Raw genomic sequence first — 14,981 nt, 5'->3', positions numbered from 1 at the left:
CGGGTCTGCTATCGTGATGAGACTGTTCGATACACCATCGATCCATTACCGGCCGCGCTGCGGCCGGTAATGCTTTATAGCGGAACATTGCCATGACCCAAGCCCAGCCACTGCGCGTTGCCTTCGCCGGGACGCCCGAGTTCGCGCGCGTCGCCCTTGAGGCCATCCATGCCGCCGGCTTTCCGGTAGTTGCCGTGCTGAGCCAGCCCGACCGCCCCGCCGGCCGCGGCATGCAGCTGCAGGCCAGCCCGGTCAAGCAGTTCGCTCTGGCGCAGAATCTGGGGCCGGTGCTCCAGCCGCGCTCGCTGCGTCGCCAGGGCAAGTATCCCGAGGAAGCCGGCGCCGCCGTCGATACGCTCGCCGAGATCGCCCCCGATGTGATGGTGGTGGCCGCGTACGGGCTGATCCTGCCGTCCGAGGTCCTGACGCTGCCGCGCCACGGCTGCCTGAACATCCACGCCTCGCTGTTACCGCGCTGGCGGGGCGCCGCGCCGATTCATCGCGCGATCGAGGCCGGCGACGCCGAGACCGGCATCACGCTGATGCAGATGGACGAAGGACTCGATACCGGCGCGATGCTGTCGCGCGGCACCGTACCCATTACAGCGCACGACACCACCGGCACGCTGCATGACGCGCTGGCCGCGCTCGGCGGCCGCCTGATCGTCGAGGCACTGCATGAGCTGGCCGCCGGCCGGACGTTGGCCGCCACGCCACAGCCCGAGGCCGGTATCACGTATGCCGAGAAGATCGGCAAGGACGAGGCACCGCTCGACCTGTCGCGCCCGGCCGCGCAACTGGCGAACCAGATCCGCGCGTTCAATCCGTTCCCGGGCGCCACGGTGCAGGTGGGCGAAACCGTGATCAAGTGCTGGCAGGCGCTGCCGCTGGCGGCGGGTCGCACGCCGCTGCCGTATCCGCCCGGCACGGTGCTGTCGGCCGACGCCGCGGGCGTGATCATCGCGTGCGGCGACGGCAGCGCGCTGCAGGTGACCGAGTTGCAGAAACCGGGCGGACGCCGTCAGCCAGCGCAGCAGTTCCTGCAGTCGATGCCGCTGGTGCCGGGCACGCGCTGCCTGCTGCCGACGGAGATCGCCACGCGGGCGGGCGCGCAGGCATAATCGGGCGGTATGACCGATCCATACTCGCGGGTAAGCCGCGCGGCCTTGTCACGTTGACGGCCGCCGCCTGCCAACGCGAGGATCCACCTTCACGCTCACGCCCCTCATGCTCGGCATCACGGACCTGCCACTTTTCGTCGGTGCGGTATTCCTGCTCAACGTCACGCCTGGCCCCGACACCGCCTATATCGTGGGCCGCAGCGTCGCGCAGGGGCGCGCCGCCGGCGTCATGTCGTCGCTCGGCGTCAGCGCCGGCTGCTGCGTGCATGCGCTGGCCACGGCATTCGGGCTCACCGCGCTGCTGGCGGCCTCGCCGATCGCGTTCTCGATCATCAAGTACGCTGGCGCGGCCTATCTGGTCTGGCTGGGGCTGCGCATGATCCTGACGACATTCCGGCCGGGTCCGGGCGACGGCACCGCCACGTCCCCCGCACCCGCCGATACCAGCACGCGCGGCTTGCGGGCCCTGTTCATGCAGGGCTTCCTGACCAACGTGCTGAACCCCAAGGTCATCCTGTTCTTCCTGTCGTTCTTCCCGCAGTTCGTGGATCCGAAGGCCGGGCATCAGGCGGCGGCATTTCTGGTGCTTGGCGCGATCATGATCGTCATGACCACAATCTGGAACACGCTCGTGGCGTGGCTCGCGGGCACGCTCACGCGCCGCGTCAGCCAGGCGCCGCGCCTCAAGTGCTGGCTCGATCGCGTGGTGGGCACCGCCTTTATCGGGCTGGGCGCGCGTCTGGCGCTGCTGCCGCGCTGACCGCGGTGCTCGCAGCCGGCGCAAAAACCCTGCCGCGGACATTGAATTTCCGGCCCGTTGGCCCTATCTAACGGGAGTACGCGTATCTGACGCGTTGGTGAATTTCCACGGAGCTCATTGCCATGTTCAACTGGGTCAAGACCTTCATGCTGATGGCCGCCATCACGGCGCTGTTCATCGTCATCGGCGGGATGATCGGCGGACGCGGCGGCATGATGATCGCGCTGCTGATCGCGCTGGGGATGAATTTCTTCTCGTATTGGTTCTCGGACAAGCTGGTCCTGCGCATGTACAACGCGCAGGAAGTCGACGCCGGCACCGCGCCGCAGTTCTACGGCATGGTGCAGGAACTCGCGCAGCGCGCGGGTTTGCCGATGCCCCGCGTGTACCTGATCAACGAGGATGCACCCAATGCGTTCGCCACGGGCCGCAATCCCGAGAACGCCGCGGTGGCCGCGACCACCGGCATCTTGCGCATGCTGTCCGATCGCGAACTGCGCGGCGTGATGGCGCATGAGCTCGCGCACGTGCGTCACCGCGACATCCTCACCTCGACCATCGCCGCGACGATGGCCGGTGCGATCTCGGCGCTCGCCAATATGGCGATGTTCTTTGGTGGCCGCGACGAGAACGGCAACCGTACCAACCCGATCGCCGGCATCGCGGTGGCGATTCTCGCGCCGCTCGCGGCCTCGCTGATCCAGATGGCGATCTCCCGCGCGCGCGAATTCGAAGCCGACCGCGGCGGCGCCGAGATCAGCGGCGATCCGCAGGCACTCGCGAGCGCGCTCGACAAGATCCATCGCTATGCGCAGGGCATTCCGTTCCAGGCGGCCGAGGAACATCCGGCCACCGCGCAGATGATGATCATGAATCCGCTGGCCGGTGGCGGTATCGCCAACCTGTTCTCGACGCACCCGTCCACCGAGGAGCGCATTGCCCGGCTGATGCAGATGGCACAGACCGGCGCCTATCCGGCCTGATCGGGCCTGATCGGGCCTGATCGGGGCGGGTCGCGGCTGGTCGCGGCGGGTCAATCACTCCGCTCGCTTCGCCGGGGCACCCGCCGCTGCGCTGTAAAATCCGGCGCATGCACGCCAACGGGTAAACTGCCCGCCGTGTTCCTTGGGACCGGCGGGCTTTTTTCCACCGCCGCCGTCCCGTATTCTGCCGTCCTGATTTCCGCTTTTTGAGTTTTCGATCGTATGCGCCTGCCTCCCGATTCGCTCGCCTTCCAGATGCTTGGCGCCGCCGCCGCGGTACGCGGCGTCAATGAAGGCATGGCCCTGCCGCAGGCCATCGACGATGCCGCGACGCACCTGCGGCTCGACCGCGTGCGCGATGCGGCCTCGCGCGGCGCCATCCAGGATCTGGCCTATCGCACGATGCGCCAGTTCGGCGCCACCCGGGCACTGGTCACCCACCTCGTCACGCGTCCGCCGGGCGCGCTCGTCGATTCGCTGCTGGCCGTCGCGCTCGCGTTGCTGCTCGATGGCGAGCAGGCCGATGCCGACCAGCCTGGCCGTGGCTACACCGACTTCACGGTAGTGGACCAGGCCGTCAGCGCGGCCGCGTCCGAACCCAAGACCGCGCATGCGCGTGGCCTCGTCAACGCGGTGCTGCGCCGTTTTCTGCGCGAACGCAAGGCGCTGCTCGCGCGCATCGTGCGCGAGGACGAAGCGCGCTGGAACCTGCCGGACTGGTGGGTACGCATGCTACGTGACGCGTATCCCGATCAATGGGAGACGTTGGCCGCCAGTGTCAATGCGCGCCCGCCGATGACGCTGCGCGTGAACACCGCGCGCGGTACCGTGCAGCAGTATCTGACCGATCTGGCCAATGCCGGCTTTGCCGGCGTGAAGGTGGGGCCGCAGGCTGTGCGGCTGGTGCGCGCGTTTCCGGTCTCGCAGATTCCCGGGTTTGCCGAGGGCGACGTATCGGTGCAGGACGCCGGCGCGCAAGTGGCCGCGCAACTGCTGGATGTATCCGATGGCATGCGCGTGCTCGACGCGTGCGCGGCGCCCGGTGGCAAGACCGGTCATCTGCTCGAGCTTGCCAAGATCGACCTGACCGCCGTGGAGAGCGATCCGCTGCGTGTGGCGCGCATCCATGACAACCTCGCGCGTCTGGGACAGCAAGCCAACGTGATCACCGGCGATGCGAGCCGTCCGAACGATTGGTGGGATGGTCAGCCGTTCGATCGCATCCTCGCCGATGTGCCATGTTCGGCGTCCGGCATCGTGCGCCGGCATCCCGATATCCGCTGGCTGCGTCGCGAAACAGATATTGCGCGGCTCGTCAACGAGCAGCGGCGCATCGTGTCGCAGCTTTGGCCGCTGCTCAAGCCAGGCGGCATTCTGGTCTATGTAACCTGTTCGATTTTCCCAACGGAGGGGGAAGAGCAGGCGCGCTGGTTTGGTGCGCAGCTACCAGATGCGATACGATTGCAGGCGCCGGGGCAACTGCTGCCCGGCGTGAAGGCGCCCGAACCGGCCGGCGGCACCGCGGTGAATACCGCGACGACCACCGGCGAGCCAAGCCTGCCATCGGATCACGATGGCTTCTACTACGCCCGCTTCCAGAAACGCGCCTGAAACCTGACCGATGCCGAGCTCGCCGCGCCAGTCCGTACTCCGTGCCCATGGCCACGCAGCGCGCGAGCTTCACGCGGGAATGCCTGTGATATCACGGGCCTTGCGCTGGTGGCTGGTCGCGTTTTGCCTGCTGCTCGCGCTGCTGTGCCATCCCGGACGTGGCGACGCGCAGCTGATCGAGACCACCGAGAATCGCATCGAATACCAGGACGGCGGCTTCGACCTCGCCGCCTCGTTCGATTTCGATCTGCCACCCGCGCTCGAGGATGCCCTGCACAAGGGCATCTCGTTGTACTTCGTCGTCGAGTTTCAGCTGACGCGGCCGCGCTGGTACTGGTTCGATGACAAGCCCGTCAACACCGCACGCAGCGTGCGGCTGTCCTATCAACCGCTCACGCGGCAGTATCGTGTCTCCACCGGTGGGCTGCAGTTGCCGTTCACGCGGCTGAAGAGCGCGCTGCAGTTCATCCAGCATGTGCGTGGATGGCGCGTATTCGAACGCAATACCGTGAGGCCCGGCGAGACCTACCAGGCCCAGGTGCGCATGCGGCTTGATCTGTCGCAATTGCCCAAGCCGTTCCAGATCAATGCGGTGAATACGCGCGAGTGGAACCTGTCGTCCGATTGGCGGCACTTCAATTACACGGTGCCGACCAATCTCGATGCACCGCCGGCACCGCCCGCGCCCGTATCGCTGCCTGCCACACCTGTCGTGCCGCCTGCTTCATTACCTCCCGCGCTGCCTCCCGTGCCTCCCGTGCCTCCCGCCGCGCCGACGTCGCCGGCCGCTCCGGCATCGGCGCCATCGTCCGCGCCTGCCGCAAGCAGCGGCGGCAGCGATGCGCGCGGTACGCCGTTCGCGCAGACCGTGTCCACCGTGCTGTCTCCGAGCCAGCTCGTCCAGCCGTCAGCGAGCCAGCCATGAAGAGAAGTCTCTGGGATAGCAGGTTCCGCCGCGTGCTGTATCGCGTCGTGGCGAGCATCATCGTTTTCCTCGCGCTCGTGCTGGTGGGGCTGCTGGCCGGCGCGTCGGCCAACACCGAATTCTTCGATCGCTACTTCACGCTGCTGTTCAAGATCAACCTGGTCGTCGGGATATTGCTGATCCTCACGATCGGCGCGCTCGCGTTCACGCTGTGGCTGCGCTACCGCCGCGGGAAGTTCGGCACGCGGCTGATGACCAAGCTCGCGGTGTTCTTCGGCGTGGTGGGCGTGCTGCCCGGCGTGCTGATCTACCTCGTGTCGTTGCAGTTCGTCTCGCGCAGCATCGAATCGTGGTTCGACGTGCGCGTGGAAACCGCGCTCGAAGCCGGCCTGAACCTCGGTCGCACCACGATCGACGGCACGCTCAACGACGTGCAGAGCCGCGCGCGCCTGATGGCCGACCAGCTCACCGGCTCGTCCGGCATGGCCACATCGCTACAGCTCAATCGTCTGCGCGAGCAGTATGGCGTGCAGGAAGCCGCGATCTTCACGGGCAGCGGCCGCGTGCTGGCCACCGCATCGAGCAGCTATGCATCGCTCGTGCCGGACCTGCCTTCGGGTGCGCTCGCCGAGCAGGCGCGACTGGCTGGTGGGTATGCGTCGGTGGAGGGCGGTACCGAACCGGCCAGCGTGGGCACGCGGCACGTCGAGGGCACGCCGCTCTATCGGGTACGGGTCATCATTCCGCTGGGCGTGGCATCGGTGCCGCAGCAGGATGCCAACAGTGCCCAGTCCAGTGGCGCGAGCAGTGTCCCGACGCAGCGACCGCCGCGCGTCGCGCTCGCCCCCGCGCGCGACAAGTGGGCCGGATCCGGCCTGTCGGTCGAACGCCGGCCCGAGGATGCGGCGCCCGCGGGCTTCGGGCTGGTGGGCGACACCGTGCGCGAGGAGCGCTATCTGCAGGTCATCCAGCCGGTGCCCGCGGCGCTGGCGCGCAATGCCGACGAAGTCCAGCGCGCCTATCAGGAGTATCAGGAGAAGGCGCTGGGCCGCACCGGCCTGCGCAAGATGTATATCGGCACACTGACGCTTACGCTGTTCCTGGCCGTGTTTATCGCGGTGATGCTCGCGCTGCTGCTTGGCGGGCAGCTCGCGCGGCCGCTGTTGATGCTGCTGCAGGGGACCAAGGAAGTGGCGGAGGGTGATCTGTCGCCCAAGCGCGAGCTGAAGAGCCGCGACGAGCTCGGCATGCTCACGCAGCAGTTCAACCAGATGACGCGCCAGCTCTCGGACGCGCGGCTTGCGGTGGAGCAGAACCGGACCGCGCTCGAGCAATCGAAGGCGTATCTGGAAAGCGTGCTGCAGAACCTGACCGCGGGCGTGCTGGTGTTCGATCGCCGCTTCGTGCTATTGACCGCGAATCCGGGCGCGGAGCGCATTTTCCGCCAGCCGTTCTCGTCGGTGCTGGGGCAGTGTTTCGATCAGATTCAAAACCTGACCGAGTTTGGCGAGATCGTGCGGCAGGCGTTTTCCGAGCAGAACACGAGCGAGGTGCTGGGCGGCGCGCAGCACTGGCAGAAGCAGATCGAGCTGCCACAGGGCGATGAGGAACAGCCGCTCACCTTGTTGGTGCGCGGTGCGCGGCTGCCCGCGGCGAACCGCGACGAGCCGGGCTATGTGGTGGTGTTCGACGATATTTCCGACGTGATTTCCGCCCAGCGCTCGATCGCCTGGGGCGAGGTGGCACGGCGGCTGGCACACGAGATCAAGAATCCGCTGACGCCGATTCAGCTGTCCGCCGAGCGTCTGCAGATGAAATTATCACCAAAACTTGCAGAAACAGACGCTGACGTCCTAAAGCGCGGGGCTGCGACGATCGTTAACCAGGTAGCGGCAATGAAGCGCATGGTCGATGATTTCCGCGATTACGCGCGTACGCCGCCGGCCGTGGTGCAGTTGCTGCCGCTCAATGGCCTGGTGTCCGAGGTGCTGCATCTGTACGGGATCGACGATCCGGCCGTGCATGAACATCCCGTGATTCAGTCGACGCTGGGTCAGGGCCTGCCTGAAATCAAGGGCGATCCGACCCAGCTGCGCCAGGTTATCCACAACCTGTTGCAGAATGCGCAGGATGCGGTCGCCGATAACGTCGCGGCGGGCAGGGCGGCGCCCCGTATCACTCTCCGGACCGAGACTGTAGAATACAAAGATTCTGCCGGCGACGACCGGCAGGCCGTCAAGCTCTCCATCGCGGACAACGGTCCGGGATTCGCGCCACGAATTCTGAGTCGTGCGTTCGAACCGTACGTGACCACCAAAGCCAAGGGCACTGGCCTGGGGCTTGCGATGGTGAAAAAGATCATTGACGAACATGGCGCCCGCATCGAGTTGCGGAACCGCATGGACGGCGCCGAGATCGTCGGAGCACAGATCTCGATCCTGTTCGTTAAACTGGCATAGTCAATCAGGTTCCGTCCTTCATGGCGGCGCCATGGTGGGGTTAAGAGGGCAAGTATGGCAACCATCCTCGTAGTCGATGACGAAATGGGTATTCGAGAGTTGCTCTCGGAGATCCTGAGCGACGAAGGCCATGTGGTCGAACTGGCGGAGAACGCGCAGCAGGCCCGCGAGTATCGCGCGGGCAGCACGCCTGACCTCGTGCTGCTCGACATCTGGATGCCGGACACCGATGGCGTGAGCCTGCTCAAGGAGTGGTCCGCACAGGGCTATCTCACGATGCCGGTGATCATGATGTCCGGACACGCGACGATCGACACGGCTGTTGAAGCGACGAAGATCGGCGCACTGAACTTCCTCGAGAAGCCGATTGCGCTGCAGAAGCTGCTGTCCGCAGTCGAGCAGGGCCTCGCCCGCGGCATCGAACGCCCGCGCACGGCACCGCCCGCAGCCAGCACCGCGCCCGCCGCGACGGCCGTACCCGATGCAGCGTCGCCAGCCGTCCCCACCGAGATCCCGGTGGACGCGGCCGCCAACGGCAACGCGACGCGCGTGCCCGAAGCCGAGATGCATTTCTCGTTCGACATGCCGCTGCGCGAAGCGCGCGACCTGTTCGAGCGTGCCTATTTTGAGTACCACCTGATGCGCGAGCACGGCAGCATGACGCGCGTGGCCGAGAAGACCGGCCTCGAGCGTACCCACCTGTACCGCAAGCTCAAACAGCTCGGCGTCGAGCTCGGCCGCAACAAGCCCGAGCCCACCGAGCAGTGAAGCGCGGGACGCTTGACCGAGACAAAAAGCGCTGATATAGTTTCGCTTCTTTGGCCCGGTAGCTCAGTCGGTAGAGCAGAGGATTGAAAATCCTTGTGTCGGCGGTTCGATTCCGTCCCAGGCCACCAGCATTAAGAAAACGGACGCTTCGGCGTCCGTTTTTGTTTTTGGGGCGGTGTATTGATGTTCATGCGCCCTTGCCTCGGGATGGTAGTCGTTGGCTACAGCAAGGCTCCAAACCGCGCAGAGCGCCGAAGAATTCGCTCGAGCAACATCGCCTCGTGCTCCTGCTCCACTGAGCGCTTTCGCGATAGCGGGAATTGCAGCACCTTCGCACCGCCGCTATTGCTTCCCTGAGTGCAGGTGTCACGCGGCATAACTTCACGGAAGTCATTAGACGATTCGAAGTCCAGTGGCAATTGGATCTGTGGGTTCATGCTAGCTTCCGGGTTCATTGGCCTGCGGCCTCTGCGTCCCCTGTCAATACCACACCTCGTGCGTACTCTCGTCGCACTCGCTCTGGCGCGCTTCGTAATCCGCAATCCATTTGCGGAAGGAAATTCGGCGCCGATGTTGTTCAGCGAACTCCTCCGCCTTCGTCTGCGGCCTTGCCAGTGCACTGGGCAGAACTAATGCTTCCACGCCGCCGGTCGTTTGCGTCCTGTCGCAAAGCTTCATGTCAGATGTTCCTCCAATTGTCGATTTCGGCGGGGCTACTGTGTCTCACCACCACACTTGGTACGAACTCTCGTCGTATTCACCCCTGCTCGCTTCGTAATCCGCAATCATTTTTCGGAAGGACACGCGGCGGCGTTTCATCTCTGCATATTCCTCGGCTTTCGTTCGCGGTCGTGTTGGTGCTTCACTCAGGTCAAGCGATTCCACGCCGTCGGGCACGCATGTCCGGTCATGTGAATTCATGAGAGGGATACCTTTCATCTGCATCGCGCGATGATAGGTCCGTGATAGATGCGGGGATAGCGCAGATCTACGAGTTCTGCGCACTCACGCGCTTCGCTATGCCTGTGGAGATCGCTATGCAGCCAGCTTGTCGGCTGCATCCTGCAGACCATGCTAGATGCCGGTCAACCCTCGGGGAAAACCTCTCGGTGGCTTGGTGCCGACCGTGCGCACTACTTCCGGTGTGCGGGCAATTGGTTATCCCAGAGTCGGTCCGCCTAGCTCGGTTGTCGATTCATGCGGACATCGCTAGGCCCGGAAGCACGACGCAATCGCCGTGTTGGTCGACTTTCAAAAAGGCCATGACGATCATCCTTTGGTTCAGTACACTGTCAACAGCCCTGTGCTCAGCGAACGCCCAAGTTCCACTTGGGACATTGATGTAGCTGACATGGGGTTTTTTCATTTGTACTTCCTGTTCTTCGCATACTAGATCGTGAGTTCGCGAGACATTGCCTATGGGCTTACAGTGCCGAATGGGAGCTCCGCCCCAGCAGGTCGGTATAGAAATTCGCGATGATGTCGTTGGAGATTGGTGCGTTGCGGCCGAACCAGTCCCGTGTCACCGTCCATGGCGTGCCGGCGTGATGCGTTGCGGTTGACAGTGCGACGCCATCATAGGAGCCGTAGAGCGTCGCTACCATCTCCATCACTGCGGTCTCAGCATCCGTGAAGTGCGCATCTTCGGCACCACGTACTTCCTGCACTGGCGCGCTGCGGAATGCCTTCACTGCGTGATAGACGCTAGGCACCACGGGGCCATATTGCCAAGCCTCGACATCCTCGTCGTCAAACAATGGGCGTCTGTGACGACCCAGCATGTAGCCCTGCGCGATGTACACCAGCTTGATCAACTGCATCGCAGTAACGGCTTCGCCGGCGCGCTTGCGCTGCTCGAGCATATAGCGCGCAACGGATAGTGCCTTCTTGCCCATTGCGATTTCTCCTCGCTGAAAATCATGCCGCGACGAACGCGATATCGAAATATGGGTGCCGCTTGACGTTCGCGCGTGCCTCAGCGTCGGCCAACTCGCAGTTCATCTGAAAGGTCTGATCGCTGGATAGGCGCACGGGAAATACGTAAGTGATTGCCTTGAGCAACCCCGGCACACAATGAACGCTCAAGAATGGATGCCTTGCCAACATTAGACGGCGGCGACGAAGAATTTCGCGAGCAAGGTCCACATGTCTCGCCACCTCCGCATCCTTGAGGCCGGCCTCTGCCAATAGGCTTGCGGCGACAGAGATATGCGCGACACCGACGGTTTTCGTGAAGCGGAGAGCTTTGATTTGCATCGCGCGATGATAGGGCGGCGATAGATGCGGGCATAGCGCAGATCTACGAAATCCGCGCACCCACGCGCTTCCCTATGCCTGTGGCGACTGCTATGCCGCCAGCTTGTCGGCCGCAGTCTGCAGACCGTTCAGAATGCTGTCGGCCAACCCTCGGGGGAAGCCCTTCGGCAGGTTGGTGCGGACCGCGCGCACGACCTGTGGTGTGCGGGCAATCAGGTCATCGATGACGAATGCCGCGCCGCGGCCGTCGGGGGTGACAATGCCGTGGCGTTGCCCGATGGTTAGCCAATGCCGGCGCAGGATGTCGCGCATGCGCCAGTGCGCGTTCTTTGCGCGCACGGCCATCGCCATTTTTACTCTGAACGGTGAGAGCTTGCCGGGGCCTTCGCCGAGTAGTGGGTAGGCCGACAGCACGTCGTAGAGCGGCGTCAGTTCGTAGGCGCCGCCGGGGCGCAGGAACAGGCTGAAGTTTTTGGCGTGGCCATCGGGTGCGCACAGCATCCAGAAGAGAACCTGTGCCTGGAAGAACGTGCGGCGGTCGCGTTCGGCTTCGCGTGAGGTTGCCAGCAAGTCCATGATGCGATCGATACCGGGGCCACCGTCTGACTCGTACTTGAGATGCGGCGGCGTGGCGGTGGCCTGGCACATGTCTTCCTGCGGCAGGCGGATGAGCCAGCGTTTCCGATTAGTAGACTGCCACCACTCGCGGTCGAATCGCTCGACGGCCAGCACCTTGATGTCCTCGAATTGCAATCGCGCAGTGCGTGCGATGGGCATGCCATAGGCGGCCAGAATCTCCGCGCATAGCCATTCGTTTTCGATGGACTCGCTGAGGTCAAGGCGCATATTGCCGACCAGGCCCAGCGGTAGCTTGAGGATGTGCGTGGTCGGCGTTGCGCCATGCGGCAGCCACCAGTTGTCGTCGTGCCAGAGGAGAGCGGTCTTTTCCTGTGCGCCGGCGATCGAGATCCGCAAGTCGTCGCTTTCGGTCAGACCCGTGCCGCCCAATGCGGGTGCGGCCACGGTGCTGCGCAGCAGTTGCGCCACGTCAGCCTCGCTCAGGAGCGTAGCGTTCAGTGTCTGCGCATTGACGGGGGTTTCTCCCGCAGGCAGGATTTGCAGCGCCCCCACACAGTCACGCCCGACTTCGGTCAGCAGGGAGAACGCATCCGTCGAGCCGGCCTGAAATCGTCGCGCGACACGTTCGCGGATGTCCTTGCTGTCTGGCAGCAGGTTCTCGAAATAGGTGCGCACCGCGTCGCCACGGTGAGGCGGATTGCCGGGCGTGAAGGGGAGGGACAGTGACAGTGGCCGTCCCTGTTCGGAGGACACCCATTCATCGGCGTACTGCAAGACCTCGCCGGTTTGGGGTTGCATGCTCCATGTGCCAACGAACGCGCCATTCATCCAGAGCCCGAGGGCCTGTGCGTGAGATCGTCGTCCCATGACTTCACCACTTCGGGCCAATGCCGCCGCGCGCCTTCGCCACCGGCGCAATCTCGGGCTGGCGCAGAACGAGTTCAACGCCGAGGACACTGAGCAGTTGCAGCAACCTGTCCGCGCTGACCTTCTCCGCGTTGCGCTCCAGCGCGGACAGCGTCTGCTGCGTGACACCCAGTCGCATTGCTGTTGCTTCCTGCGTCAGGCCGGCCTGCTTGCGGAACCCCTGCAGCAGTGCCGGAAGCTGTTCTGCGGTGCGCACGGTGAAATCGGTCATACAAACTATAGGCTGTATTTCGGATTTACAAATCGTAGTTTGTAAATTGAGAATACACAAGTTGATTTGTATTCGCTTACGACGCGCCGTCCCCCATAACGTCCCCCATAACGTCCCCCATAACGTCCCCCATAACGTCCCCCATAACGTCCCAATAAGGCGGCGTCCCGATCGCCTCGATGATGAACGCGGAAACCTCGCGCACCTTGCGGGAGCGCAGACGGTTTTCTGGCGACAGCATCTGGATGTAGGTGGAGTCCGGCGATGCCGCGAATTCCCATTCTTCGAGCAGCGGCACCAGCTCGCCTTGCTTGAATGCCTCGGGGCGATACACCCACGTTGGGAACAGCACGATGCCGCGTCCCGCCGCGCCCGCGGCGAGCAAAGCCTCGGCGTTGTTGCTGCGTAGCGGCCCGCTGACGTTCAACGTGTTGAAGGGCTCGGTGGCCTCGCTGCGGTAATACCAGCGCTGCGCACCCAGTTGCCCCTTGTAGACCAGGCATCGGTGCTCAAGCAGATCCTGCGGCGTCTTCGGCCTGCCGTGCGCGGCGAGATACGCGGGGCTCGCGGCGACCACATGTCGGAGGGAGCCGATGACCTTGCCGATCAATCCCGAGTCGAGCAGAGGACTCACGCGAATGGTGATGTCAGCGCCTTCCTGCACCGGATCGATATACGCATCGGTCAACGTCAGCTCGACGATCAGTTCGGGGTATCGCGTCTGCAGCGCGTTGACGATGCACGCGATGTGCAAACGTCCGAGCGTCTCCGGCGCGTTGATGCGCACCAGGCCGTTGATATCCGCGTCCCGATGGACCAGTCCCTCGGCCGCCTGATCAAGCAGGTCGATGGCATCGCGCACCTGCAGATAGAACTGCTCGCCCGATTCAGTCAGGCGCACCGCGCGCGTGTTGCGGTACAGCAGCTGTTGCCCCAGTTCCTTCTCGAGCGCGGCGACGAAGCGCGATACCGACGACGCTGGCACCTGATAGTGACGCGCGGTCGCCTGAAAGCTGCCGGTGGTGGACACCATCAGAAAGTAGCGGATCGCCTGCAGGTTCATGATCGGTCTCTCCGCGTGGCGTTAGAAGCGCTCGGTTGCGATTTGGACAAAGTTGAATTGCTCAGCGACCGGATTGTAGCGATTTTCGCATCTGCCTATGATGGTCCTCAATCAGTCGGCACTCGCATCAAAGCGATCGTCCAAGACTGTCCACAATGCAAGGAAGCACTCCATGACCCGCCTTTTCGATACCTTTGACCTCGCCGGCCTAACGCTACGCAACCGCGTCGTGATGGCTCCGCTCACCCGCTCACGTGCCCCCGCGGATGTCGCGGATGAACGCGTCGCGCTCTACTACACCCAACGTGCCACCGCCGGCCTGATCGTCTCCGAGGGCACGCCCATCTCGCGTGAAGGGCAGGGCTATCTGTTCAACCCCGGCATCTTTACAGAAGCGCAGATCGCTGGCTGGCGCCTGACGACCAATTCCGTCCACGCCGTTGGTGGTCACATGTTCGCGCAGATCTGGCACGTGGGGCGCGTCTCGCATCCGTCGATCCAGGCGGACGGCAAACTGCCGGTGAGCCCGAGTTCGAAGCAACCGGTGGGCGCGCAGGCATATGGCTACGACGAGCAAGGGCAACCGAATCTGATCGCGCCGCCGGCACCGCGCCAATTGGCAACCGAAGAGATCCATCGCATCGTGCAGGAGTTCGCTCAAGCAGCGGAGAACGCCATTGCGGCCGGGTTCGATGGCGTGGAGATTCACGGCGCCAACGGCTATCTGCACGAGCAGTTCCTGAACCCGCTGGTCAACGATCGCGACGACGAGTTCTCGGCGCACACGATGGAGAACCGGCTGCGCTTCACGCTCGCGGTGATCGATGCCGTAGTGGCCCGCATCGGCGCCTCGCGCGTCGGCATTCGCATCTCGCCGTATGGTCAGCTGTTCGACATGCCGCTGCATCCGGAGATCGACGCCACCTACACCGCGCTAGCCAAGGAGATCGGTCAACGCAAGCTGGCCTACGTGCACCTGATGGACCAGTCGGGCTTTATCGTCGGCAAGACCACGGTGGACGCCGGCGCCGCACTGGGGTTCAACGGCCTGCTACGCAACCTCAAGACGTACCTGCCGCACACCGCGCTGATCCTCGCCGGCGGCATGACGCGTGAGCGCGCCGAGCAGATGATCGAAGACGGCCTGATCGACCTCGCTGCATTCGGCGCCAGCTTCATCAGCAACCCGGACCTCGTGGCGCGTCTGCAAAACGACTGGGAACTGGCCCCCGCGGACCGCACGACGTTCTATGGTGGCGGCGCAAAGGGATACATCGATTACGCACCGTACGAGGCAGAACGCGCGGCGGCTTGAGGT

15 protein-coding genes and 1 tRNA gene are annotated in these 14,981 nt (G+C 64.1%); 9 read left to right on the top strand and 7 right to left on the bottom strand.

The annotated features are described in order from the left end of the window. Positions 1-92 precede the first annotated feature (92 nt). The 8 genes from fmt (at position 93) to LDO41_RS16330 (ending at position 8,755) form a co-directional block, all read left to right on the top strand. Positions 93-1,121, top strand: coding sequence for a methionyl-tRNA formyltransferase (gene fmt, locus LDO41_RS16365; RefSeq protein WP_223990007.1), 1,029 nt, complete (start codon positions 93-95; stop codon positions 1,119-1,121). Positions 1,122-1,227: 106 nt separating this feature from the next. After that, entirely contained in the window at positions 1,228-1,881 is a 654-nt protein-coding gene (locus tag LDO41_RS16360) for a LysE family translocator (RefSeq protein ID WP_223990006.1), read from the top strand. A 122-nt stretch (positions 1,882-2,003) separates the two neighbouring features. Then, a complete protein-coding gene (gene htpX, locus LDO41_RS16355; protein ID WP_223990004.1) occupies positions 2,004-2,864 on the top strand; it encodes a zinc metalloprotease HtpX in 861 nt (286 codons plus the stop codon). 222 nt (positions 2,865-3,086) lie between these two features. Beyond that, the gene (gene rsmB, locus LDO41_RS16350) at positions 3,087-4,475 is read left to right on the top strand and encodes a 16S rRNA (cytosine(967)-C(5))-methyltransferase RsmB (protein ID WP_223990002.1); all 1,389 of its coding nucleotides are present in this window, start codon (positions 3,087-3,089) and stop codon (positions 4,473-4,475) included. 10 nt (positions 4,476-4,485) lie between these two features. Then, the gene (locus LDO41_RS16345) at positions 4,486-5,400 is read left to right on the top strand and encodes a DUF4390 domain-containing protein (RefSeq protein WP_223990000.1); all 915 of its coding nucleotides are present in this window, start codon (positions 4,486-4,488) and stop codon (positions 5,398-5,400) included. Continuing rightward, positions 5,397-7,859 (top strand): sensor histidine kinase, encoded by a 2,463-nt coding sequence (locus tag LDO41_RS16340; protein ID WP_223989998.1) that lies wholly within the window; start codon positions 5,397-5,399, stop codon positions 7,857-7,859. The genes LDO41_RS16345 and LDO41_RS16340 overlap by 4 nt, the downstream gene beginning before the upstream one ends. Positions 7,860-7,913: 54 nt before the next feature. After that, a complete protein-coding gene (locus LDO41_RS16335; protein ID WP_223989996.1) occupies positions 7,914-8,627 on the top strand; it encodes a response regulator in 714 nt (237 codons plus the stop codon). Positions 8,628-8,679: 52 nt separating this feature from the next. Then, positions 8,680-8,755: transfer RNA gene (locus LDO41_RS16330), tRNA-Phe, on the top strand. Positions 8,756-8,848: 93 nt separating this feature from the next. Here LDO41_RS16330 and LDO41_RS16325 read toward each other — a convergent pair. From LDO41_RS16325 to LDO41_RS16295, 7 genes are all read right to left on the bottom strand, one after another. Further along, on the bottom strand, positions 8,849-9,064 hold the full coding sequence (locus LDO41_RS16325; protein WP_223989994.1) for a hypothetical protein: 216 nt from the start codon (positions 9,062-9,064) through the stop codon (positions 8,849-8,851). Between the two features lie 43 nt (positions 9,065-9,107). Beyond that, positions 9,108-9,305: a hypothetical protein gene (locus tag LDO41_RS16320; protein ID WP_223989992.1), complete on the bottom strand. Its 198-nt coding sequence runs from the start codon at positions 9,303-9,305 to the stop codon at positions 9,108-9,110. A gap of 746 nt (positions 9,306-10,051) precedes the next feature. Continuing rightward, the gene (locus LDO41_RS16315) at positions 10,052-10,522 is read right to left on the bottom strand and encodes a Panacea domain-containing protein (RefSeq protein ID WP_223989990.1); all 471 of its coding nucleotides are present in this window, start codon (positions 10,520-10,522) and stop codon (positions 10,052-10,054) included. Between the two features lie 22 nt (positions 10,523-10,544). Further along, a complete protein-coding gene (locus LDO41_RS16310; RefSeq protein WP_223989988.1) occupies positions 10,545-10,883 on the bottom strand; it encodes a hypothetical protein in 339 nt (112 codons plus the stop codon). A 90-nt stretch (positions 10,884-10,973) separates the two neighbouring features. Further along, positions 10,974-12,329 carry a type II toxin-antitoxin system HipA family toxin gene (locus LDO41_RS16305; protein ID WP_223989986.1) on the bottom strand — a complete coding sequence of 452 codons (1,356 nt, stop codon included), beginning with the start codon at positions 12,327-12,329 and terminating at the stop codon, positions 10,974-10,976. A 4-nt stretch (positions 12,330-12,333) separates the two neighbouring features. After that, a complete protein-coding gene (locus tag LDO41_RS16300) occupies positions 12,334-12,600 on the bottom strand; it encodes a helix-turn-helix domain-containing protein (protein WP_223989984.1) in 267 nt (88 codons plus the stop codon). Between the two features lie 76 nt (positions 12,601-12,676). Continuing rightward, positions 12,677-13,663: a LysR family transcriptional regulator gene (locus LDO41_RS16295; RefSeq protein WP_223989982.1), complete on the bottom strand. Its 987-nt coding sequence runs from the start codon at positions 13,661-13,663 to the stop codon at positions 12,677-12,679. A gap of 172 nt (positions 13,664-13,835) precedes the next feature. Here LDO41_RS16295 and LDO41_RS16290 point away from each other — a divergent pair, with 172 nt between their 5' ends. After that, entirely contained in the window at positions 13,836-14,978 is a 1,143-nt protein-coding gene (locus LDO41_RS16290; RefSeq protein WP_223989980.1) for an alkene reductase, read from the top strand. Positions 14,979-14,981 lie beyond the last annotated feature (3 nt).

It is taken from the genome of Cupriavidus pampae, from assembly GCF_914271485.1.
Lineage (GTDB): Bacteria > Pseudomonadota > Gammaproteobacteria > Burkholderiales > Burkholderiaceae > Cupriavidus > Cupriavidus pampae.
Note: the sequence above shows the minus strand (reverse complement) of the source record. Positions and strands in the feature narration are given on the sequence as shown.